The following is a 21,114-nucleotide window of genomic DNA, read 5'->3' as shown; positions in this document are numbered from 1 at the left end:
TGGCGACAGCATGGGCTGACTACCTGGGGTAATAAAGATGAATGAATACGGATCCTCTGCCAACGCGATTGAGCAAGCCTTGCGCGAAAAACGATTGGTTGGCGCGGTCGTTTTGGTGGCGCAGGGCGGTGAGATCGTTTATCGCCGCGCGGCGGGCATGGCAGATCGCGAAGCGGGCAAGCCGATGGCGCTCAATACGCTGTTTCGTCTGGCTTCGGTATCCAAACCGATCGTGTCCACGGCGGCGCTGGCATTGATGGCGCAAGGCGCCATGCGGTTAGACGATCCGATCACCCGTTGGCTGCCGAATTTTCGCCCGCGGCTGGCGGATGGCACCGCTCCGTTGATGACGCTACGGCATCTCATGACCCACACCGCCGGACTAAGCTACCGCTTTTTCCAGCCGGAAGGGGGATTCTATGCCCAGCTGGGCGTCTCCGACGGCATGGATGAAGCGTCTGTCAGCCTGCAGGAGAACGTGCGGCGTATTGCCTGCGCCCCTTTGCTGGCTGCGCCCGGCGCGGCGTGGCGCTATTCCATCGCCACCGATGTCCTGGGCGCGGCGATCGAACAGGCGAGCGGCCTGCCGCTGGCGCAGGCAGTAAAAAAATGGGTGACCGGGCCGCTGGCGATGACGGATACCGATTTCCTTGCGGTGGACGCCGCGCGCCTGGCGGCCGCTTACGCCGACCATCCCGGCGAGCCGCGCCGTTTGCGCCAACCGGATCGTTTACCGTTCATCGATGGCAGCGCCGGTTTTCATCTGTCGCCGGCGCGAGCGTTGGATCCGTTGGCTTACGCCTCAGGCGGCGCCGGCATGGTCGGCTCGGCGGAGGATTTCCTGCGCCTGCTGGAAGCGTTGCGCCAGGGGGGCGGGCAGGTGCTGCCGGCCGAATGGGTGATGGCGCTGACCACCAACCAAATCGGCGATTTGCCGATGCCGTTTTGGCCGGGGCGTGGTTTCGGCCTCGGCATTACCGTACTGAAAGACCCCATCGCCGCGCAAACGCCGGAGTCCGTTGGCAGCTGGCGAATGGGCGGCACCTATGGCCACTCGTGGTTCGTCGATCCCGCCCGGCAACTGAGCGTGGTGGCGTTTACCAACACGGCGCTGGAGGGCATGTCCGGCGCCTTTGTCGGCGAGATTTGTCAGGCGGTCTATGCCGCGACGGGAGCGATGCAATGCGCCTGATGCCACCGATTTTCTTCATCGCGCTGGGGCTGTTCGGCGTCTACTGCATCGAGTTCGGCGTGGTGGGCATTTTGCCGCAGATCATCGCACGGTATGGCATCTCCACGGCGCAGGCCGGCTGGCTGGTCGGGATCTTCGCCCTGACCATCGCGCTGCTCGGGCCGCTGTTGGTGCTGCTGGCGTCGCGTTTCAATCGCAAACGCATGTTGTTGATCGCGTTGGCCGTGTTTGCGGCAGCCAGCGCGCTGGCCGCTCAGGCGGACAGCTTTGCCATGCTGATGCTGCTGCGCATTGTGCCGGCGTTGTTTCATCCGATCTATTTTTCACTGGCCATGGTGGCGGCCGCGGCGCTTTATCCGCCGCATCTGGCCACCAAAGCAACCGCCTATGCGTTTATCGGCACCAGCATGGGCATGGTGTTGGGGATACCATTGACGCAATGGATCGCCGGGCAGTTCAGCTATGAGGCGTCGTTCCGATTTTGCGCGCTGGTAAACCTTCTGGCGGCGTTGGGATTGCTGTGGCGCTTGCCTGATGCGGCCGTGCAGCGCCTCAGCTATGGCAAACAGTTGGCAATCCTGCGCAGCGGCACGCTGTGGTTGAATATCATTACCTGCGTGCTGATCTTTGCCGCGATGTTCGCCGTCTACGCTTATGCGGCCGAGTACCTCAGCCGTGAAGCCGGCATTGGCGCCGCCGCCATCGGCTTTCTTCTGGTGGTGTTCGGTGTGGGCGGCGTCGCGGGCAATCTGTTGGCCGGCAAGGGGTTGAGCCGCCATCGTGCAGTGACGGTGCTGCTGCATCCGATAGCCTTGATTGTGGCTTATGCGCTGCTGTATCGCTACGGCAGCGCGAATATCGGTTCGATGACGGTGCTTTGTCTGTATTGGGGAGCGGTGCACACCAGCGGTTTGATCGTGACGCAGGTCTGGTTGACATCCGAAGCGCCGCAGGCGCCAGCGTTCGCCACCGGGCTGTATATCGCCTTTATCAATCTGGGGGTGGCGGTGGGGGCGCTGACGGGAGGCTGGTTTATCGCCGCGTGGGGGCTACAGGGCAGCCTGCTGTGTGGGGCCATGTTTGCCGCACTGGCGGCGATCGCGATTGCCGCCAGGCTGCGGTTGCAACGGCAGGCTACCGCTGCGTTGCGTCAATCATCGCCATCACCTGCCGGAACATCGCGCTTTCCGCATCGGCCAGTTCGTTGACCAGCGTAAAGTGATTGCAGTAGCGATCGGCCAGCAATTGAACGTCGAGGCCGCGCGCCAGGCAGGCGTCATAATAGGCCTGCGTCTGGTTTTTGAACCCTTGCGTTTCGCGTTGGCCGACGTCGAGCAGGATCTGCGGCGCATGGTCTTTCTCCGGCAGCAGAAACAGCGGGCTGAGGGTTTGCGCCTGTTCGGGTGTCAGATGCAGCCAGTCGTTGATGTAGATATCGCACAGCGGGCGCAAATCGTAGAGGCCGCTCAGCGCCAGCGCGCCTTTGATCGCGTCGGGCGGCAGGCGATAGCGTTGTTGCCAGCCGTCGGCGATCAGCATGCCGCACAGGTGGCCGCCGGCCGAACTGCCGCTGACGAAAATGCGCGCCGGATCGATGCCGAAAGGCGCCCCGTGATGATAAAGCCAGGCGACGGCGCTGCGCACCTCGTGCACGATCTCCGCCAGCGTCGCTTCTGGCGCCAGCGTGTATTCCAGCGTGGCGACGGCCACGCCGCGCTGGGCAAACGCGGCGGCCATCGAACAGGCTTCCTCTTTGCGCTGTGAATGCCAGTAGCCGCCATGAATAAAGATCAGCAGCGGGGCGGGCTGCGTGCAGGCCGGGAACAGATCGAGGCGCTCGGCGGCGCTCATGCCGTAACGCAGATCGTAAATGCCGGGCGTCTGTGCCTTGGCGCGCTGGGCCAGCGCGGCGTATTCCGCCATGCAGGCGTCAAAATCCTCCACCGACGCGCGGGCGTTGTATTGCACCGCTCTGGCGGCGGTATCGTCGAACATCAGGTCGATTTTCATAACTTCTCCTTGTTGGTGACGCTCGATTATCCACCTAATGCTTTTTTAATGTTTGATGCGGAATGCGCCGCCGACGGGCGTTCTTTTTTGCTTCTTTTTGCGGTATATTGCTGTTTTATGCGTTCTACTGCGGAAATGACCCCATGCACAAAGCGGCACGACAGCGCCATTTACTGGATTTGCTCAGCGAACGCGGGCAGGCGGCGGTGGCGGAATTGGCCACCGCCATCGGTGTTTCGGTCGATACCGTGCGCCGCGACTTGGCCGATCTCGAGCGGCAAGGGTTGGCGCAGAAACATCACGGCGGCGCGATAGCGCTCGAACCGTCCGGCATGCCGCGCCAGGCGCGCGCTGCGCTGTTGCCGCAGGTCAAGCAGCGGCTTGGCCGCGCGGTGGCCGCGCAGATCCCGCCCGGCAGCACCCTGATGCTGGATGCGGGCAGTACGCTGTTGGCGGTGGCGCAGGCGTTGCGCGGCCCGGCGACGGTGATCACCGCTTCGCTGGATATCGCGCAGTGCCTGAGCGACAGGCCGGAGATCAACCTGATCTTGCTCGGCGGCCAGTGGGATGCGCGCCAGCGGCTGTTCGCCGGCAGCGCCACGCTGGCGTTGCTGGCGCGCTACCGTGCGGATATCGCCTTGCTGGGCGCCTGCGCGGTGCATCCTCAGCTGGGACTGAGCGCCGGCGAAGAGGCCGATGCAGAGGTCAAACGCGCCATGCTGGCTAACAGCGGCGAGCGCTGGCTGGTGGCCGACCATATGAAACTGGACCGCTGCGAACCGCATCACGTTGCGGATCTGGCGCAGATCCAACGCCTGTTTACCGATCGCCCGTGGGACAACCTGGACGAACAATCATTGATTGAACTTTGTGTCGTCGCCGACGACCGCTAGAGGAGAACACTGATGAACGATACCGCTCGACCGTTGCAGGTGGCGCTGATTGGCTACGGCTTTGTCGGCAAGGCGTTTCACGCGCCGCTGATTAACGCGGTGCCGGGGTTGGAACTGAGCGTGGTGGCTTCGCGCGATGCCGCCAAGGTACATGCCGATCTGCCGCACGCGCAGGTGATCGCCGATCCGCTGGAGGCCATCCGCCGGCCGGAGGTGGATTTGGTGGTGATCGCATCGCCGAACGACACCCATGCGCCGCTGGCGCTGGCCGCGCTGGAGGCGGGCAAGCACGTGGTGGTGGATAAGCCGTTTACGCTGGATTTGGCGCAGGCGCGCGCGCTGATTGCCGCGGCGGAGAAGCACGGCCGCCTGCTGTCGGTGTTCCAGAACCGTCGCTGGGACAGCGATTTCCTGGGGGTGAAACAGGTGATCGAGCAGGGGCTGATCGGTAAGGTGACGCACTTTGAGTCCCATATCGACCGCTATCGCCCTGAAGTACGGGTGCGCTGGCGTGAACAAAACCTCCCAGGCAGCGGGCTGTGGTTCGATCTGGGGCCGCACATGGTCGATCAGGCGCTGCAGCTGTTCGGTTTGCCGCACAGCGTGCAGGCCAACATCGCTACGTTGCGCCCCAACGCGCAGATTAACGACTGGGCCCACGTGGTGCTGAACTATCCGACGCACCGCGTGATCCTGCACGGCAGCATGCTGGTGGCGGGCGGCGTCTCACGCTTTACCGTGCACGGCGAGAAAGGCAGCGTGGTCAAAGCGCGCGCCGACGGGCAGGAGAGCCAGCTGCTGGCCGGCGTGACGCCGGGTTCGGCGGAGTGGGGCAAAGACGACGACGCGATGAGCCTGTTTATCGGCACGGAGCCGATGCGCACGCTGCCGACGCCGGATGGCGATCAGCGCCAGTATTACTTCCAGGTGCGCGATGCGTTGCGCGGCGCAGGCGCCAACCCGGTTACCGCAGCGCAGGCGTTGGCGGTGATGGCGGTGCTGGAAGCGGCCACCCTGGCGGCGGAAACCGGTGTGACTCAGCCGTTGCCGCTCTCCGAGGCGGAAATCGCCGCCTGGTAACGGCTCGCGTCAGATAAGGCGTCAGGCGCATGGATACAGTGCATGCCATGCGTCTTCCGCCATGCTAACCCCTGACATAGGATTACCCGCAGTCTAGGTCAGGAGTGTTCATCATGTTATCCCACCCTTCGCCGCAAGGCGTCCGCGGCATACTGGCCGCTCTTTCTCTGAGCATGCTGCTGTCATCGCTTGGCATCAGCATTGCCAACGTCGGGCTGCCGGCGCTCGCCACTGCGTTCCATGCCTCGTTCCAGGCGGTGCAGTGGGTGTTGCTCTGCTATTTGCTGGCCGTCACCACTTGCATTATCGGCATCGGCCGTTTGGGCGACAGCCTCAATCGCCGCCGCCTGCTGCTGGCGGGCATCGCGCTGTTTACCGCCGCTTCGCTGATTTGCACGCTGGCTCCGCAACTGTGGCTGTTGCTGGCGGCGCGCCTGGCGCAGGGGTTGGGGGGAGCGGTCATGATGTCAATCGCCATGGCGCTGGCGGGCGAGGTTCTGGGGACGGAAAAAATCGGCCGCGCGATGGGGCTGCTCGGCACGATGTCGGCCGTGGGCACCGCGCTGGGGCCGTCGTTGGGCGGTGCGCTGATCGCCGGTTTCGGCTGGCGGGCGATGTTCCTGATCAACCTGCCATTGGGCCTGCTGGCGCTGTGGCTTGCCTGGCGATACTTGCCGAATGGGCCGCGCGCGGCAACGCGTGCGGAACCGTTCGATCGCGCCGGCACGTTGCTGCTGGGCGGCGCGTTGCTCTGCTATTCGCTGGCGATGACCCTCGGGCGCGGCGACTTCGGCGCGCTTAACCTGGGGTTGATGTTGGGCGCTCTGCTGGCGGCGGGGTTGTTTATCCGCGTGGAGCGCCGCGCCGCATCGCCGCTGCTTGCGCCGTCGATGTTCCGCCATCCGGCCCTGACGGCGGGGCTGGCGGCCAGTGCGCTGGTGATGACGGTGATGACCGCCACGCTGGTGGTCGGGCCGTTCTATCTGTCGCGGGCGCTGGGGTTAAGCGCCGCGCAGGTGGGACTGGTGATGTCGGCGGGGCCGGCGGTGGCGATCCTGACCGGTATTCCGGCGGGATATCTGGTGGATCGCTTTGGATCGCAACGCATCGCCCAGCTTGGGCTGGCGGCAGTGGCTGCCGGGGCGGGATTGCTGTCGCTGCTGGGCCGCTGGGGCGTACTTGGCTATGTCGCGCCGATCGCGCTGTTGACCGCCGGCTATGCGCTGTTTCAGGTGGCCAACAACACCATGCTGATGAAGGATCTGTTTCCTGAACGGCGCGGGCTGATCGCCGGCATGGTGAACCTGTCGCGCAATCTGGGGGCGATCACCGGCGCGTCGGCGATGGGGGCGCTGTTTTATCTGGCTTCGCAGCAGGTCGCGGGCACTGCGGCCGCCGCGGCTTACGGCATGCGGGTGACCTACGGCGTGGCGGCGCTGTTGGCATTGGCGGCGTTGCTCATCACCTTCGGCGGCCGCCGCCTGATGCTGCGTTACGGCGCGCGCTGAACCGCGTAGCGTTCTTGCACGAAACCGTTGTCCGATGAGGTGACGGCAAGCAGGCGCAGGCGCTGCTCCTGGCCATCGGCGCCGAATAAGGGGATACCGCCGCCCAGCAGCAGCGGCACGCGCGTAATCGTCAGTTCGTCGATCAAGCCGGCCTGCAGGAAGCGCTGCACGGTCTGGCCGCCGTCGATATACAGGTGACGGCAGCCTTGCTCGGCCAACTGCGCCACGATGGCCGCCGGTTCGCCATTCATCCAGCGAACGTGGCCTGTTGCGTGCGGCGCGGGCGGCTGCGTCGACAGCACCACCACCGGCAGTGCGCCATAGGGCCACTCGGGAAAGGCGCGGACTTTATCATAGGTATGGCGGCCCATCACCAGCGCGTCGATGTCGGCGACAAACGCTTCAAAACTTAACCCATTGAGCAGCGAAACCGCATATTCGGGTCGCAGCAGCCAGTCGATGTCGCCATCCGGGCCGGCAATGAATCCGTCTACGCTGGTGGCGATGTAAACCGAGCATTTCATCAGGCGAGATCTCCCCGATAAACCACATGCACCTTGTTGCCGTCGGGATCGCGCAGGTAAGCGCCGAAATAGCCTTTGCCGTAGTGCGCGCGCTCGCCGGGCTCGCCTTCACTGCTGCCGCCCGCCAGCAGACCGGCGGCGTAGGCGCGTTTAACCGCCAGCTCGTCGGCGGCGAGGAAGGCCAGCATGCTGCCGTTGCCGGCGCTGGCGGGCTGTCTGTCGAAGGGTTGGTAGGCGTAAAAACGCGGCAGCGTTTGGCCTGGCATCACCCAGCAGCGGGCGGCGGGGCCGCCGTCCGGCGTCACTTCCCGCCGTTGTAAGCCCAATGGCAACAGAATGGCGTCGTAGAACGCGGCGGCGGCATCCAGATCGCTGACGCCGACGGTAATATGGCTGAACATGGCGCGTTTCCTTCCCCAAGAGAGAATAATGAACGCCTAAAACAGTAGCAGCGATATCGCAGGATGGACAGACCGCCGTGGAGGATTCGGATTAGGGACGCGCGCAGGGGGGCAAAGCGCGCTTCACGGTTTATGGGGCGGGCCGCCTCAATTGCTCTCGACGCGCGGATTGGCGTGGGTCGGCTGGCTGGGATAATCCACCTGATGCTTGTGCAGATAATCGCGGATCAGTTGACGCACCACCTGAGAAGGGGTGACGTCCTGCTGCAGGCACAGCTCTTCCAGAGCTTTCTTCTTGTCCGGGTCAATCAGCACCGTTAGCCGCGCCGTTTTCTTTTCCATCAGGATCCTCCAGAGAATGATGACTGAATGATAATACCATGTGGACGAAGCGGCCAGCCAGACCGCGTCGCCGCTCGTTCTTAGCGGAAATGCAGCCGTTCTATTTTGCGTGACAGGTAGCCGAGTTCGCAGTTGAACAGCTCGCCGCTGCCGGCGGCCAGCGTGCGCAGCGTGCTGAGCGGCAACGTCACCTGCGCCGGCGTGGCGTAAATGATCACGTTGCCGCTGGGGGCGACGCAAAATAATACGGTGCCGAATATCCGGTGCAGGCTGTGGTACAGCAGGCTGTTTTCATCGGGCAGATCGTGGTAATTGAGCACCAGCCAGCCCCCGTCGTTCAGCCGCGCGGCGCAGTTTTCCAGGAATGTCTGGGTGCCTTGCTGCGGATCCATGGCGAACGCCGAATAGAGATCGGAGAAAATCAGATCGTAACGCGTCTCGGCGGGCGGGCGCACAAAGTCCATGGCGTCGGCGGTACGCAGGCTGATGGTGTCGGTGGCCGGCAGCGTAAAATAGCGGCGCGCGACGGCGATCACCGCGGCGCGCAGTTCAACCACGTCCAGACGCATGGCCGGATCGAGCGCGTGCAGCGCACGCAGCAAGCTGCCGCCACCTAATCCCAGGATCAACGCCGAGGTCGGCGGCTGCCAGGCCACCGCCATCAGCATCGCTTTGATGTAGTTGTGGATCGGTTGCGCGGGGTTGCTGAGGCTCATCTTGCTTTGCTCGCAGATGCCGTCAAACCGCAGCGTGCGGTAGTCCTTGTGATCGGAAACGATGATTTCGCCCCAGGCGTCGGTTTCGCGAGCGATCACCTGGCCGCGCGGGGAGAAATCGAGGGTTCTGAGTAAGCTGTCAACCAGAGACATGGTATTCGCAGGTTTCCTTTGGCAAGCGGCCTATTTACGGGCGCACATGAAATCGGCGGTGCAAATGCGCCGGCCATCGATGCTGGCGCGGCCGGTGAAGCGGGCGATCGCGCCCCGCCGGCGTACAAAGGCGACCTCCATCAACACCTGGTCGCCGGGACGGGCGGCGCGATAAAACCGCGCCCGCTGAATGGAAGCGAAGTAGTAATGTTCCCCTTCATTCAACGCCCCGAGATAATAATGCGCCAGCAGCCCGGTGCTTTGCGCCAGCGCTTCCACCAACAGCACGCCGGGAAAACCGGCGAAGTGCGCATGGCCGTTCCAGAACGTCGGCTCATTGGCGGTGATGTTCTTGATGGCGCTCAGCCGGCCTTCGGCAATGCAGGTGCCGGCGGGCAGCACGCGATCGACCAACAGGCAGGGATAACGATGAGGCAGGATCGCCTGAATATCGTTGAATTGCAGGGGGTGACCGTTTAATGGCATGGAAGTGCGTGATCCTGTCTGCGGCGAATCCGGTGCGTGGCCGGCGTTCGGTCCATAATGAGTGTAATGACATTATAATAAAATTATCATCAGATGTGCCAGATGAAAGACATGACGGCGGTGACGGTTGGGGAACAGCGAAGGAGGGGAAGACACCCGATCCTGACGATCGGGCGTGGTGGCGCGTTTAGTGCTTGGAGCGGGTCACCTTGTCCAAATAACCCATCACGAAGGCGGAGAGCACGAAGGTGAGGTGGATGATCACATACCACATCAGCTTGTTGTCGGGCACGTTCTTGGCGTCCATAAACACCCGCAGCAGGTGAATGGAGGAGATGGCGACGATAGATGCGGCGACCTTGTTTTTCAGCGAGGTGGCGTCCATTTTGCCCAGCCAGCTGAGTTTCTCTTTCCCTTCGGTGATATCCAATTGCGAGACGAAGTTTTCATAGCCGGAGAACATCACCATCACCAACAGGCCGCCGACCAGCGCCATGTCGATCAGCGACAGCAAGGTCAACACCAGATCGGCTTCGGTAACGGCAAAAATATTTGGCAGGACGTGGAGAATTTCCTGAAAAAACTTGATCGACAGGGCGACCAGAGTGAGCGAAAGGCCGAAATAAACCGGCGCGAGCAGCCAGCGGGAGGCGCACATCGCGTTTTCTAGCAAGCGTTCCATCATAAAATTGTTTTAAATGCGTAGCAAAAAGGGCGCTCAGTATAGCGCAAGAGGCCTGGGTGAAATCAACCGCTTGCGCCAGCAGAGGGCGCTATCAGGCCACTACGCGCGCCGTTTTGCGCCCGCTGCGGATCCACAGCGCCACGGCCCCCGCCGCCGTCGCCAGCGCCACGACGCCCGGCCAGCCCGCGCTTGCCAGAATGCGGCTGCCGAGGGCGGCGCCGGTCGCCATACCGATGAACACGCCGGTGAACAAGAGGGCGTTCAATCGGCTGCGGGCTGCCGGATCGAGACCGTAAACGATGGTTTGGTGCGCGATCAGCGTAGCCTGGATGCCCAGGTCGAATCCGACGGCGCTCAGCGCAATCAGCGCCAGTTGCGCCGGGAGCGGCAACAGCGGCAGCAGAAACATCAAGGCGAAGGAGGCCAGGACCAGTCCCGCGCCGATACGGGTCACGACGTCAGGGCCGTGCCGATCGGCCAGACTGCCCGCCAACGGCGCCGCCAGCGCACCCGCCGCCCCCGCCAGGCCAAACGCGCCGGCGGCCGCGCTGCCGATCTGGTAGCGCTCCGCCAGCATCAACGCCAGCGTTGACCAGAAAGCGCTGAAGCCCAATGACAGAAAGCCTTGCGCCAGCGTTGCGCGCCGTAGCGCTGGATACTCGGCCCACAGATGTCCCAGCGAGCGCAGCAGCGCGGGGTAACTCAGCGCGTTATGAGGGCGAAGACGCGGCAACATGCGCCAGATCGCCAGCGTGATCGACAAAACGCCCAGCGCCGCGAGTGCGTAGACGCTGCGCCAGCCGGCGTACTCGGCGATCGCGCCGCTGAACACCCGCGACAGCAAAATGCCGGCCAATAGCCCGGTCATCACTGCGCCGACGGTTTTGCCGCGGCTGGCCTCCGGCGCCAGCGTGGCGGCGGCGGGGATAATGTCCTGCGCGACGGTGGCGGTCAGGCCTATCGCCAGGCTGCTGAGCAACAACAGCGGGAACGAGGCAGCAAAAGCACAGAGTAACAGCGTCAGCGTCAGCAGCGCGCCTTTTACCAGAATGATCCGCCGGCGATCGTACCGGTCGCCGAGCGGCGCCAACAGTAAAATGCCCAGCGCATAGCCTAACTGGGTCAGCGTCGGCACCATGCCGGCATCGGCGACGCCGGCGTGGAAATCGGCGCCCATCATGCCAAGCATGGGCTGGCTGTAATAGATTGACGCGACGCTGAGGCCGGCGCCGGCGGCCAGCAGAAATACGACGTTGGCGGACGGTGCACCGTGGGTGGTGGCGGTGTTCATGGTAAAAATTCCTGCAAAGTGAATGTGCGGTCATTTTTACCGCTTGCTTCATGCCGCTGTAGCCCCCTCGCAGGTAAAACTGTTATACACTCAACGTATGAATAAAATTAACTTACCTAACGGCGACCGCATAACTTTGCTGCATACGCTGGTGCGCATCGTCGAAAGCGGCAGCCTGTCGGCGGCGGCGCAGCAGCTGGGCACTTCTCAGCCGACGATCAGCCGGCGTCTGCAGGCATTGGAACAGCTGCTGGGCGCCAAACTGATCCAGCGGACCACCCACGCCCTCAAACTGACCGACGACGGCGAGCGCTGTTACCGCCAGGCGCGGGGGCTGATTGAACAATGGCAAAGCCTGGAAGAAGGGCTTGGCGGCGCGCGCGACGAACCGGTCGGCGTGTTGCGCGTGCGGGCGCCGCACGCATTCGGCCAGGAGCAGCTGATCGGTCCGTTGGGCAAGTATTTGCGGCGCTACCCGCAAACTTACGTTGAGTGGACGCTGAACGATCATTCTCCGGACTTTATTCCCGAGGGGGTGGATTGCGCCATTCACGTCGGTGCGGTGACCGATCCGTCGGTCGTGGCGGTGTTGCTGGCGGAGGTGCCGCGCAGCACGGTGGCGTCACCGGCGCTGTTGGCTGAACGACCGGCGATCGTCGATCTCGACGATTTGGCCTCATTGCCGTGGCTGGCGGTAAACAGTTTTTATCGTAATGAGGTCGTCTTGACCCACGCGACCAGCGGTGAACAGCGGCGTTTCGACATCGCGCCGAGGTTGAGCACCGACAGCCTTTATGCGGCGCGCAAGGCGGCGCTGGAAGGGCTGGGCGTCGCGATCGTGTCGTCTTGGGTGGTGAAAGAAGAATTGGCGCAAGGCGCTCTGCAGACGCTGTTACCCCTGTGGCGAGCTGAGCCACTGCCTATTTACCTGTTGTATCCCTACGCCAGCTATTATCCCGCGCGTTTACGCAAATTCATGGAAATGATGAAAGAAACGATGCCGCGCATTCTCGGCGCGCAGCCGCCGACGGGGCGCTGACGGCCTTCAGTGTCTGGCTTTTTTACCGTCGCTGTGGCCGAGAGAACGATCGGGGAAGCTGTGATCGCGCAGCCGCTGCTTTAACTGCGCCGCATCGGGGAAGCCGCCGTCAATCTTGCGATCCCAAATCATCACGCCATCGACGCTGATTTGGTAGACCCCGCCGGTGCCCGGCATCAGGGTGACGGAGGCGAGATCGTCGCCGAAGGTGCTCAGCAGCTCTTGCGCCATCCAGCCGGCGCGCAGCAGCCAGTTGCATTGTGAACAGTAGTGAATCGTAACGGCGGGTGCGTTTTTCATCGTTGATCGACCGGTTAGTGGTGACGGCTTGCAATCAGCCTGCTGGCTCGCAAGCGATGGTGGCCGTGTATCGCCGAATAGTCAAGCGCCTGCTGCGGCCAGAGCGACAAGGGGAGCCGAGAGTGCATCACGGCCGCTTGCTTCCGGCAAACCATTCAACCCCGCGCAGCATGCCCGCCCAATAAAACCGGGGTAAAAAACAGGCTTTCAGCCACCAGGCCATACGGCTGGGCTGGGTTGCGTCGAGCAGTGGAAACGTGGGCAGCAATTTACCGTCATAGCCAAACTCCGCCAGCACAACTTTGCCTTTCTCGACCGTCAATGGACAGGAACCATAACCATCATAATGGGCTGTGAGAGGCGTGCCATGAATACGTGCCGCGACGTTTTCCGCCACCACCACCACCTGCTTTCGCGCTGCCGCCAGGGTTTTGGCGTTTGGCGTTGAGCAACAGTCGCCTACCGCAAAAATATCCGGCCAATGCTTATGTTGCAGCGTCAATTTATCCACATCGCACCAGCCGGTGCCATCCGCGAGTCCGCTTTGCGAAATAAACGCCGGGGCTGATTGAGGCGGCACCACGTGAAGCATATCGAAGGGCAGGGTTAACTCGCGTTTTTCCTCTTCATTTTTCTCCACGGCAAATATCGCTTGCCGATTTTCGCCATCTATACGGATTAAATTATGATTGAAGTTGACCTGTGCACGGTATTTTTCCAAATAGCCACTCAGCGGGGGGACAAATTGCGGAATGCCGAAAACCGCCGTGCCCGCAAGGCAGAAATTGACGTTAATATTATTCAGAACGCCTTGCCGCCGCCAATGGTCGCATGAAAGATATAAGGCTTTTTGCGGCGCGCCGGCGCATTTTATGGGAAGCGTGGGTTGGGAAAATATCGCCTTGCCGCCTTGCATCTCCCGGACCAGTTGCCAGGTGTATTCTGCAAGATCAAAACGATAATTAGAGGTGACGCCGTTAAATCCTAACGTCTCTTCAAGGCCTTCTATTTTATCCCAACGTAAAACAAGGCCGCAGGCAACAATAAGGAAATCATAGCTTACGCGTTTCCCCTGACGGGTCTCGATATATTTTTCATTGGGATCAACCCTGACAACGCTGTCCTGGAGCCATGAGACGCCAGAAGGAATAACATCGCGCATGGCGCGCTGCGTTTTATTGATATCAAAGAGCCCGCCGCCCACCAGGGTCCATGCCGGCTGGTAATAATGACAGTCATTGGGTTCAACGACAGTTATATCCGCATCTTTAACTCGCTTCCTTATGCTTGCGATGACGCCGATGCCAGATGAACCACCGCCAATAACAACAACTTTCTTCAGGGTGTTTATTTTTTCTGGTTTCATGCAGGTCTCCTTTCATAAGAAAGTAGGGGGTTGCGGCTCAGATTTAAAGATAATTTATAGAACTTATGGTTATATTAAAAATTGCATATTCGATTTGGCTATATGTAATAGCTAAATGTAATAAGTTATTTGACAATCAACGCAAACTGATCGTTAATAAATGCCATAAATATCGAAAGGGAATTAATGCATTGGATTTTTTCCATTTTACTTTTTATACCCTGACGCTGTTGGTGATAACCGGGGGAATAGTCGGATTTCTCCTGGCTCTGACCGGGGGAGGCGGATCCATCGTCTGCGTTCCCTTGTTGCTGTATATGGTGAAAATCCCGGATACGCACTTGGTTATAGGCACCAGTGCCATGTCCGTTGCCATTAGCGCGCTGATCAATCTTTTTGTTCATGCCGCCAAAGGAAACGTCCGGTGGCGGACCGGCGTTACCGTTTCTCTGGTGGCGGTGGTGGGAACGCTGGCTGGCTCTCAGGTGGGAAAAATGACGGACGGGCACCATTTAACCCTGCCTTTCTCTCTGCTGATGCTGGTTGTCGCCGGATTGACGCTGAAAAAAAATCATCGGGCAGGCAACGGATTACCGTCCTCCCATCCGACATTTCATCCCGCCATCGTGTGGCCCAGCGTGCTGGCGCTGGGCGCGGTGGCCGGTTTTTTGGGCATCGGCGGCGGATTTTTGGTGGTGCCGGCGCTGCTCTGGTTCTTCCGCTTTTCGCTGGTTGAAGCGGTGGCGACCTCGCTGGTGGTGGTTTCCGCCATGGGATTATCGACAAGCGCAAGCTATGCCATGTCCGGCAAGGTGTCGCTGGTCATTACCTGCTGGCTCATCGTCGGCGGTGTTCTGGGGGGCGTCGTGGGGGTGGCACTCACCGAGCGCCTGAAAAAACGCGAGGACATTATCCGTGTGCTCTATGCCGGCATGTTGTTGGTGCTGGCCCTTTATATGCTTTTTAAAAGCCTATAAAACAAAAGGAAAAAATATGCACATCCGTACTTACCATCATCAGCTCTCCTTTTCGGGGGCGCCCGCAGCGAATGATTTCGCCATCCTGCATCAACAAGGCTATCGGTTTATCGTCAACAATCGGCCAGATGAAGAGCCGGGCGAGTACCTTAACCATCAACAAGAAAAAGCATTGGCTGAGCAATGGGGAATGGGCTACGTCTATCTGCCTTACACATTCGACACGCTGACCTGGGAGACCGTTTATACCTTCCATTACCTGTTGCGGCGGGGTGAGAAGAGCCTGGCGCATTGCAGGAGCGGAGCGCGTTCTGCCTGCCTTTCCCTGCTGTATGCGCTGCGTGAAGGCCAGATAGACGAAGCGCAATTTCGCAGCCAGTGCGCAGAGTATGGCGCCGATGCCGATAAGGCGCTGGGCTGGTATGGCCGGCATCAGGCCGTTCAGCCTCACGCGCAAGTGCACGCGTTTTATGAGCCGGAAAGCGGCAGCCTGCAGTATGTCGTCGCCGATCCCGCAGCGCGTCGCTGCGCCATCATCGACCCGGTGCTGGATTTTGATCGCCGATCGGGCACGGTCTCGCATCAGCAGGCCCGCACCATTTTAAGCTTTATCCAGCAGCAAGGATGGGGAGTGGCCTGGGTGCTGGATACGCACCCGCATGCCGACCATTTTTCTGCCGCCACCTGGCTGGCGCAGAAAACCGGCGCTCTCACCGGCATAGGCGAAAAAATTACCGCCGTGCAGGGGCTGTGGCAAGACATCTATAATTTGAAAGAATTGCCTCCCGCCGAAACCCTGTGGGATGCGCTATTTGCGGATGGGGACGTCTTTTTTATCGGCAACCTGCGTGCTGAAGTCTTGCTGTCTCCTGGCCACACCCTGGCGTCCGTCACTTATCACATCGCCGATGCGGCGTTTATTCACGATACGTTTTTCATGCCGGACAGCGGCACCGCAAGGGCCGATTTCCCCGGCGGAAATGCGGAAGCCCTGTGGGATTCGTTGCAGCGGATCTTGAGCCTGCCAGCGGATACCCGCCTGTTTACCGGCCATGATTATCGCCCGGCGGGGCGTGAGGCCCGCTGGGAAAGCACCGTGCGAGAGCAGCGCGAGAACAACCCCTGGGTGGCCAACATGGATAAAGCCCAATTTATCGCGCAAAGAAAGCAGCGAGACGCCACGTTGCCGCATCCGGAATTGATGCTGATGGCGCTGCAGGTCAATATTCGCGGCGGCGTTCTGCCAGATTGCGAAGATGATGGGCGGCACTACCTCAAAATCCCAGTTAATCGCTTCAAGGGATAAATCAAGCCATGGAGGCGCGATCGTTCACGGCTGCCAACCTCGAGGCGATCGCGCCGTCTGTTAATGGTTTTTTATGAAATAAGCAGACTGATTCATATTTAATTATTTGTTTTTACACAAAACAGGTGGCACTTGCCCTCACCGAATACAGTCACTACATTAACAACTGTACTTCCCACTCTGCTAAGGAAAACACCATGAAAGCTGCCGTAGTGACGAAAAACCATACCGTAGACATTCAGGATAAAGTGCTGCGCCCGCTGAAGCACGGCGAAGCGGCGTTGAAAATGGAGTGTTGCGGGGTGTGCCACACCGATTTGCACGTGAAAAATGGCGATTTCGGTGAGGTGCCGGGCATTACGTTGGGGCATGAGGGCATCGGCGTGGTCTCCGCCGTCGGTGAGGGCGTCACCTCGTTAAAAGTGGGTGACCGCGCCAGCGTCGCCTGGTTTTACCAGGGGTGCGGCCATTGCGAATACTGCGTCAGCGGCAACGAGACCCTGTGCCGCTCGGTGAAAAACGCCGGCTATAGCGTTGACGGCGGCATGGCGGAAGAGTGCATCGTGGTGGCGGACTACGCGGTGAAAGTGCCGGATGGGCTCGATTCTTTCGCCGCCAGCAGCATCACCTGCGCCGGCGTCACCACCTACAAGGCGGTGAAGATTTCCGATATCAAACCGGGGCAGTGGATCGCCATCTACGGCTTGGGCGGGCTGGGCAACCTGGCGCTGCAGTATGCCAAGAACGTGTTTAACGCCAAAGTGATCGCCATCGACGTCAACGACGGTCAGCTGGAGTTCGCCAAACAGATCGGCGCCGATCTGACCATCAACTCCAAAACGCAAAACGCGGAGGAGATCATTCAGCAGCAAACCGGCGGCGCTCACGCGGCGGTGGTGACGGCGGTGGCGAAAGCCGCCTTCAACTCGGCGGTGAATGCGGTGCGCGCCGGCGGTAAAGTGGTGGCCGTGGGGCTGCCGCCGGAGAGCATGGATCTGAGCATTCCGCGCCTGGTGCTGGACGGCATTCAGGTGGTGGGTTCGCTGGTGGGCACGCGCGAAGATCTGAAGGAGGCGTTCCAGTTCGCCGCCGAAGGCAAGGTGACGCCGAAAGTGACCAAGCGGCCGCTGGGGGATATCAACACCATCTTCGACGAGATGAAGGCGGGCACCATTCGCGGTCGCATGGTGATCGATCTCGGCATGGCGAAGTAGGCCACGCGAAAAAAAGAAGGCCACCTGCGGGTGGCCTTCTTGTCATTACGCCGGATTCAGAACAGGCCCAGCGGCTTGGCGTCGTAGCTGACCAGCAGGTTTTTCACCTGTTGATAGTGCGACAGCGCCGCCTTGTGGGTTTCGCGTCCGATGCCGGAGTTCTTGTAGCCGCCGAACGCGGCGTGCGCCGGGTACAGGTGGTAGCAGTTGGTCCACACGCGCCCGGCCTTGATCGCGCGGCCCATGCGGTAAGCGCGGTTGATGTCGCGGGTCCACAGCCCGGCGCCCAGCCCAAACTCGGTGTCGTTGGCCAGCGCCAGGGCTTCGGCCTCATCCTTGAAGGTGGTGACGCCAATCACCGGCCCGAAGATCTCCTCGCGGAAGAAACGCATGCTGTTGTTGCCGGTAATCAGCGTCGGCTGCAGGTAGAAACCGTTTTGCACTTCGTCGCCGCGCTGGGCGGGCTCGCCGCCCACAACGATTTTGCCTCCCTCGTTTTTAGCGATCTCGATATAGGACAGGATCTTGTCGTACTGCTGTTTTGACGCCTGGGCGCCGATCATGGTCTCGGTGTCGAAGGGATCGCCCTGGCGGATGGTAGCGATACGCGCCAGCACTTTCTCCATAAACTGCGGGTAGATGGATTCCTGGATCAGCGCGCGTGAAGGGCAGGTGCACACCTCCCCCTGGTTGAAGAAGCCCAGCACCAGCCCCTCAACCGCTTTGTCGATAAACGCCGGTTCCGCCTGCATGATGTCTTCAAAATAAATGTTCGGCGATTTTCCGCCCAGCTCGACGGTGCTGGGGATGATGTTCTCCGCCGCACAGGCGAGGATATGGCGGCCGACCGGCGTGGAGCCGGTGAAGGCGATTTTTTCAATGCGTTTGCTGCGCGCCAGCGCTTCGCCGGCCTCGGCGCCAAAACCTTGCACTACGTTGAGCACGCCCGGCGGCAGCAGATCGCCGATCTCTTCCATCAGCACGCTGATGCCGAGCGGCGTTTGTTCCGCCGGTTTCAGCACCACGCAGTTACCGCCCGCCAGCGCTGGCGCCAGTTTCCAGGCGGCCATCAGCAGCGGGAAGTTCCACGGAATGATCTGGCCGACCACGCCCAGCGGTTCATAGATATGGTAGGCCACGGTGTTCTGGTCGATCTCCGCCGCGGTGCCTTCCTGCGCGCGCAGGCAACCGGCGAAGTAACGGAAATGGTCGACCGCCAACGGCAGATCGGCATTCAGGGTTTCGCGGATCGGTTTGCCGTTGTCCCAGGTTTCGGTCAGCGCCAGCATCTCCAGCCGCGATTCGATGCGATCGGCGATCGCCAGCAGCACGTTGGAACGCTCCTGCACGCTGGTTTTACCCCAGGCTTCCGCCGCCGCATGCGCCGCGTCAAGCGCCAGCTCGATGTCTTTGGCGTCGGAACGCGGGAATTCGGCGATCGGCTGGCCGGTCACCGGCGAGGTGTTGGTGAAGTAGTTGCCGGATACCGGTTCGACGAATTTGCCGCCAATGTAGTTGCCATAGCGTTTGCGGAACGAAACCAGCGAGCCAGGCAAACCGGGGTGGACATATTTCATGTTAAGCACCTCTCTGCAGATGAAAAGCGGCGCTATTGGGCTGCGCCTGTGAATGCGGCATGTCGCCGCAGCAAAGAGAAGCACGGCGCGTGCCAGATTAGCGACAGAGGTAGCATCCGTAAAAAAAAGAACGAGTTATTAAAACCTTAAGCATTGAGAGGGCTGAGAACTTCGGGTGGCGCCGCCGTCGCCGATGATTTTTTGTGTCCCGTGTCGCAACGCCTGGTGCACATTTATGATACACATTTGCAACACTCGCGAACGGGGGAGAAACGCATGTTGTCTGACGACCGCTTGCCCGCAGAGGGCGCCAGCTTGCTGACCCAGCCGTTGGCGGAATCCTGGCAACGCAGCCAGGGTTATGGCTTGACGCGCACCGATCAACATATCCCGTTTATCAAAGCCGGATTGCTCGAAGAGCTGCGCAGCCGCAACGATTGGGTGCCGCAGCGGGTACAGCCGCTGATCGAGCAGCTGGGCGCGCAAATTACGCGCCAGCCCGCCATTGTGGTGATCGCCGACGCCGACGGGCTGGTGCTGGAAACCCGCGGCAATACCGACTTTCTGCATAAGGCGTCGCGCTTTGCGCTGGCGCCGGGCAACCAGTGGGGAGAAGCGGAGCGGGGCACCAACGCCATCGGCACCGCGCTGGCGCTGGGTGCGTTCTGCGAAGTGCGCGGCGACCAGCATTTTCTCAACCAAAATGCCGGATTGAACTGCACCGCCGCACCGATCTATCGGCCGGATGGCCGCATTGCCGGCATACTGGATCTCTCCGCACCCGCGCAGCGCCCGTACCGCGATGCACAGCGCCTGATCATGCAGGCGGTGCGGCATATCGAACACCGCTGGGTCAGAAGCGCGATCGCCGACCGCCACTGGACGCTGCGTCTGCACGCCGATGCCCGCGGCCTGGGCAGCGCGCAAGAGCTGCTGCTGGTGTTTCACGACGAAGTGCTGATCGCCGCCAATCGACTGGCGATGATGGAGTTCCAGCTCTCGTCGGCCTCATTCGGCTCCGTTGAGTTCACCCAGCTGTTTCCCGACCTGTTGCGACAGCCTTCCGGGGCACCGCGCCAGACGCTGGCCGGCAATCAACAGCACTATTATTCGTTGCTTGAGGCGCCGCAGCGCCGCGTCAGCGCTCTGCGTTCTGCGCCGCCGGCGGAACGGCACGACGAGCAGCATCAGAAAGCGCTGCGCATTCTCAACGCCGGCCTTTCGCTGTGCGTGACCGGCGAAACCGGCTGCGGTAAAGAGCATTTCAGCCGCCGCCTGTTTCAAGAGAGCCGCTGGCGCAACGGCAACTTCGTGGCGATCAACTGCGCGGCGCTGCCTGAGCCGCTGATCGAATCCGAACTGTTTGGCTATGCGCCGGGGGCGTTTACCGGCGCCAATCCGAAAGGCTACATCGGCAAGATCCGCGAGGCGGACGGCGGCGTGCTGTTTCTCGATGAAATCGGCGACATGCCGGCGGGTCTGCAAACGCGCCTGCTGCGGGTATTACAGGAAAAAACGGTCACCCCGCTCGGCAGCCGCAGCGCTTATCCGGTCGAGTTCGCGCTGGTCTGCGCCACGCACCACGATCTGCATCGGCAGGTAGAGGCGGGGGCGTTTCGCGAGGATTTGCTGTACCGCATACAGGAATACAGCCTGCGCATTCCGCCGCTCAGAGAGCGGGCGCAGCTGGAGGCCTTCATTTTGCAGCTGTGGCGAGAGCTGGGCGGCGAGCGGCGCGACATTCGTCTGTTGCCGGAGGCGCTGGCGATGCTGGCGCGCTATCCGTGGCCCGGCAACGTGCGGCAACTGTTGAGCACGCTCAAGGTGCTGCTGGCGCTGGCGGACGATCATGCGGTGCTTACCCTGGACGATCTTCCTCAGTCCATCGCGGTGCTGGCGCCGCGGCAAGAGAACGCCGATACCGATCTGGGGGCGCTGCAGGCGGCGATCGACAGGGCGGGCGGCAATCTCAGCCGGGCGGCGAAGGCGCTCGGCGTTTCACGCAGCACGCTGTACCGCAGGCTGGGGAGGCAGAAAACGGCGGCGGAATAAGG

The 21,114-nt window shown here is 61.3% G+C and carries 21 protein-coding genes; 10 read left to right on the top strand and 11 right to left on the bottom strand.

Translation table 11 applies throughout. The features are described from left to right. The first annotated feature begins 37 nt into the window (after window positions 1-37). Window positions 38-1,192 (top strand): serine hydrolase domain-containing protein, encoded by a 1,155-nt coding sequence (locus ACJ8OK_RS05930; protein WP_033633082.1) that lies wholly within the window; start codon window positions 38-40, stop codon window positions 1,190-1,192. Then, the gene (locus ACJ8OK_RS05925; protein WP_033633081.1) at window positions 1,183-2,400 is read left to right on the top strand and encodes an MFS transporter; all 1,218 of its coding nucleotides are present in this window, start codon (window positions 1,183-1,185) and stop codon (window positions 2,398-2,400) included. The genes ACJ8OK_RS05930 and ACJ8OK_RS05925 overlap by 10 nt, the downstream gene beginning before the upstream one ends. Here ACJ8OK_RS05925 and ACJ8OK_RS05920 read toward each other — a convergent pair. Further along, window positions 2,327-3,202 (bottom strand): alpha/beta hydrolase, encoded by an 876-nt coding sequence (locus tag ACJ8OK_RS05920; protein WP_311266440.1) that lies wholly within the window; start codon window positions 3,200-3,202, stop codon window positions 2,327-2,329. The genes ACJ8OK_RS05925 and ACJ8OK_RS05920 overlap by 74 nt on opposite strands. A 143-nt stretch (window positions 3,203-3,345) precedes the next feature. On the opposite strand from ACJ8OK_RS05920, the gene ACJ8OK_RS05915 reads away from it, so the two are divergent. From ACJ8OK_RS05915 to ACJ8OK_RS05905, 3 genes are all read left to right on the top strand, one after another. Continuing rightward, window positions 3,346-4,095, top strand: coding sequence for a DeoR/GlpR family DNA-binding transcription regulator (locus ACJ8OK_RS05915; protein WP_033633079.1), 750 nt, complete (start codon window positions 3,346-3,348; stop codon window positions 4,093-4,095). A 12-nt stretch (window positions 4,096-4,107) separates the two neighbouring features. After that, entirely contained in the window at window positions 4,108-5,175 is a 1,068-nt protein-coding gene (locus ACJ8OK_RS05910) for an oxidoreductase (protein ID WP_060559647.1), read from the top strand. Window positions 5,176-5,288: 113 nt separating this feature from the next. Continuing rightward, complete coding sequence (locus tag ACJ8OK_RS05905) at window positions 5,289-6,683, top strand: MFS transporter (RefSeq protein ID WP_442530449.1); 1,395 nt, start codon at window positions 5,289-5,291, stop codon at window positions 6,681-6,683. Here the strand turns inward: ACJ8OK_RS05905 and ACJ8OK_RS05900 are convergent. The 7 genes from ACJ8OK_RS05900 to ACJ8OK_RS05870 form a co-directional block, all read right to left on the bottom strand. After that, entirely contained in the window at window positions 6,668-7,207 is a 540-nt protein-coding gene (locus ACJ8OK_RS05900; RefSeq protein WP_021504579.1) for a dihydrofolate reductase family protein, read from the bottom strand. The genes ACJ8OK_RS05905 and ACJ8OK_RS05900 overlap by 16 nt on opposite strands. Beyond that, a complete protein-coding gene (locus ACJ8OK_RS05895) occupies window positions 7,207-7,608 on the bottom strand; it encodes a VOC family protein (protein ID WP_015377846.1) in 402 nt (133 codons plus the stop codon). Before ACJ8OK_RS05895 ends, ACJ8OK_RS05900 begins: the two co-directional genes overlap by 1 nt. Before the next feature lie 147 nt (window positions 7,609-7,755). Further along, a complete protein-coding gene (locus ACJ8OK_RS05890) occupies window positions 7,756-7,950 on the bottom strand; it encodes a ribbon-helix-helix protein, CopG family (RefSeq protein WP_004928567.1) in 195 nt (64 codons plus the stop codon). 80 nt (window positions 7,951-8,030) lie between these two features. Beyond that, a complete protein-coding gene (locus tag ACJ8OK_RS05885) occupies window positions 8,031-8,819 on the bottom strand; it encodes a spermidine synthase (RefSeq protein WP_004928565.1) in 789 nt (262 codons plus the stop codon). Between the two features lie 30 nt (window positions 8,820-8,849). Further along, complete coding sequence (gene fabZ, locus ACJ8OK_RS05880) at window positions 8,850-9,305, bottom strand: 3-hydroxyacyl-ACP dehydratase FabZ (protein WP_004928563.1); 456 nt, start codon at window positions 9,303-9,305, stop codon at window positions 8,850-8,852. Between the two features lie 187 nt (window positions 9,306-9,492). Continuing rightward, a complete protein-coding gene (locus ACJ8OK_RS05875; RefSeq protein WP_442530448.1) occupies window positions 9,493-9,987 on the bottom strand; it encodes a TIGR00645 family protein in 495 nt (164 codons plus the stop codon). A gap of 94 nt (window positions 9,988-10,081) precedes the next feature. After that, window positions 10,082-11,281 carry an MFS transporter gene (locus ACJ8OK_RS05870; RefSeq protein ID WP_060559651.1) on the bottom strand — a complete coding sequence of 400 codons (1,200 nt, stop codon included), beginning with the start codon at window positions 11,279-11,281 and terminating at the stop codon, window positions 10,082-10,084. 97 nt (window positions 11,282-11,378) lie between these two features. Between ACJ8OK_RS05870 and ACJ8OK_RS05865 the strand changes: the two genes are divergently transcribed. Then, entirely contained in the window at window positions 11,379-12,320 is a 942-nt protein-coding gene (locus ACJ8OK_RS05865) for a LysR family transcriptional regulator (RefSeq protein WP_033633074.1), read from the top strand. A 6-nt stretch (window positions 12,321-12,326) separates the two neighbouring features. Here the strand turns inward: ACJ8OK_RS05865 and ACJ8OK_RS05860 are convergent, their stop codons facing one another. Further along, window positions 12,327-12,620 (bottom strand): SelT/SelW/SelH family protein, encoded by a 294-nt coding sequence (locus tag ACJ8OK_RS05860; RefSeq protein WP_033633073.1) that lies wholly within the window; start codon window positions 12,618-12,620, stop codon window positions 12,327-12,329. A gap of 127 nt (window positions 12,621-12,747) precedes the next feature. Continuing rightward, window positions 12,748-13,986, bottom strand: a complete 1,239-nt coding sequence (locus ACJ8OK_RS05855) for an NAD(P)/FAD-dependent oxidoreductase (RefSeq protein ID WP_033633072.1) — start codon at window positions 13,984-13,986, stop codon at window positions 12,748-12,750. 65 nt (window positions 13,987-14,051) lie between these two features. On the opposite strand from ACJ8OK_RS05855, the gene ACJ8OK_RS05850 reads away from it, so the two are divergent. From ACJ8OK_RS05850 to adhP, 3 genes are all read left to right on the top strand, one after another. Beyond that, a complete protein-coding gene (locus ACJ8OK_RS05850; protein ID WP_238545856.1) occupies window positions 14,052-14,963 on the top strand; it encodes a sulfite exporter TauE/SafE family protein in 912 nt (303 codons plus the stop codon). A 16-nt stretch (window positions 14,964-14,979) separates the two neighbouring features. Beyond that, window positions 14,980-16,269, top strand: a complete 1,290-nt coding sequence (gene blh, locus ACJ8OK_RS05845; RefSeq protein WP_033633070.1) for a bifunctional sulfur transferase/dioxygenase Blh — start codon at window positions 14,980-14,982, stop codon at window positions 16,267-16,269. Window positions 16,270-16,466: 197 nt separating this feature from the next. Further along, a complete protein-coding gene (gene adhP, locus ACJ8OK_RS05840; protein ID WP_261456362.1) occupies window positions 16,467-17,483 on the top strand; it encodes an alcohol dehydrogenase AdhP in 1,017 nt (338 codons plus the stop codon). Between the two features lie 56 nt (window positions 17,484-17,539). Here adhP and exaC read toward each other — a convergent pair whose 3' ends face one another. Beyond that, complete coding sequence (exaC, locus tag ACJ8OK_RS05835; RefSeq protein ID WP_442530447.1) at window positions 17,540-19,060, bottom strand: acetaldehyde dehydrogenase ExaC; 1,521 nt, start codon at window positions 19,058-19,060, stop codon at window positions 17,540-17,542. A 276-nt stretch (window positions 19,061-19,336) separates the two neighbouring features. Between exaC and ACJ8OK_RS05830 the strand changes: the two genes are divergently transcribed. Next, window positions 19,337-21,112: a sigma-54-dependent Fis family transcriptional regulator gene (locus ACJ8OK_RS05830; protein ID WP_442530446.1), complete on the top strand. Its 1,776-nt coding sequence runs from the start codon at window positions 19,337-19,339 to the stop codon at window positions 21,110-21,112. The last annotated feature ends 2 nt before the right edge of the window (window positions 21,113-21,114 follow it).

Origin of the sequence: Serratia sp. CY71090, from assembly GCF_052166845.1 — a bacterium.
Taxonomy (GTDB): Bacteria; Pseudomonadota; Gammaproteobacteria; order Enterobacterales; family Enterobacteriaceae; genus Serratia; species Serratia nematodiphila.
This window is presented reverse-complemented; position numbering and strand designations above follow the sequence as displayed.

Bases quoted from the DNA above. Each gene is read 5' to 3' on its own strand.
- ACJ8OK_RS05930 (WP_033633082.1), top strand. From the start codon at position 38: ATGAATGAATACGGATCCTCTGCCAACGCGATTGAGCAAGCCTTGCGC.
- ACJ8OK_RS05925 (WP_033633081.1), top strand. From the start codon at position 1,183: ATGCGCCTGATGCCACCGATTTTCTTCATCGCGCTGGGGCTGTTCGGC.
- ACJ8OK_RS05920 (WP_311266440.1), bottom strand. From the start codon at position 3,202: ATGAAAATCGACCTGATGTTCGACGATACCGCCGCCAGAGCGGTGCAA.
- ACJ8OK_RS05915 (WP_033633079.1), top strand. From the start codon at position 3,346: ATGCACAAAGCGGCACGACAGCGCCATTTACTGGATTTGCTCAGCGAA.
- ACJ8OK_RS05910 (WP_060559647.1), top strand. From the start codon at position 4,108: ATGAACGATACCGCTCGACCGTTGCAGGTGGCGCTGATTGGCTACGGC.
- ACJ8OK_RS05905 (WP_442530449.1), top strand. From the start codon at position 5,289: ATGTTATCCCACCCTTCGCCGCAAGGCGTCCGCGGCATACTGGCCGCT.
- ACJ8OK_RS05900 (WP_021504579.1), bottom strand. From the start codon at position 7,207: ATGAAATGCTCGGTTTACATCGCCACCAGCGTAGACGGATTCATTGCC.
- ACJ8OK_RS05895 (WP_015377846.1), bottom strand. From the start codon at position 7,608: ATGTTCAGCCATATTACCGTCGGCGTCAGCGATCTGGATGCCGCCGCC.
- ACJ8OK_RS05890 (WP_004928567.1), bottom strand. From the start codon at position 7,950: ATGGAAAAGAAAACGGCGCGGCTAACGGTGCTGATTGACCCGGACAAG.
- ACJ8OK_RS05885 (WP_004928565.1), bottom strand. From the start codon at position 8,819: ATGTCTCTGGTTGACAGCTTACTCAGAACCCTCGATTTCTCCCCGCGC.
- fabZ (WP_004928563.1), bottom strand. From the start codon at position 9,305: ATGCCATTAAACGGTCACCCCCTGCAATTCAACGATATTCAGGCGATC.
- ACJ8OK_RS05875 (WP_442530448.1), bottom strand. From the start codon at position 9,987: ATGGAACGCTTGCTAGAAAACGCGATGTGCGCCTCCCGCTGGCTGCTC.
- ACJ8OK_RS05870 (WP_060559651.1), bottom strand. From the start codon at position 11,281: ATGAACACCGCCACCACCCACGGTGCACCGTCCGCCAACGTCGTATTT.
- ACJ8OK_RS05865 (WP_033633074.1), top strand. From the start codon at position 11,379: ATGAATAAAATTAACTTACCTAACGGCGACCGCATAACTTTGCTGCAT.
- ACJ8OK_RS05860 (WP_033633073.1), bottom strand. From the start codon at position 12,620: ATGAAAAACGCACCCGCCGTTACGATTCACTACTGTTCACAATGCAAC.
- ACJ8OK_RS05855 (WP_033633072.1), bottom strand. From the start codon at position 13,986: ATGAAACCAGAAAAAATAAACACCCTGAAGAAAGTTGTTGTTATTGGC.
- ACJ8OK_RS05850 (WP_238545856.1), top strand. From the start codon at position 14,052: ATGGTTATATTAAAAATTGCATATTCGATTTGGCTATATGTAATAGCT.
- blh (WP_033633070.1), top strand. From the start codon at position 14,980: ATGCACATCCGTACTTACCATCATCAGCTCTCCTTTTCGGGGGCGCCC.
- adhP (WP_261456362.1), top strand. From the start codon at position 16,467: ATGAAAGCTGCCGTAGTGACGAAAAACCATACCGTAGACATTCAGGAT.
- exaC (WP_442530447.1), bottom strand. From the start codon at position 19,060: ATGAAATATGTCCACCCCGGTTTGCCTGGCTCGCTGGTTTCGTTCCGC.
- ACJ8OK_RS05830 (WP_442530446.1), top strand. From the start codon at position 19,337: ATGTTGTCTGACGACCGCTTGCCCGCAGAGGGCGCCAGCTTGCTGACC.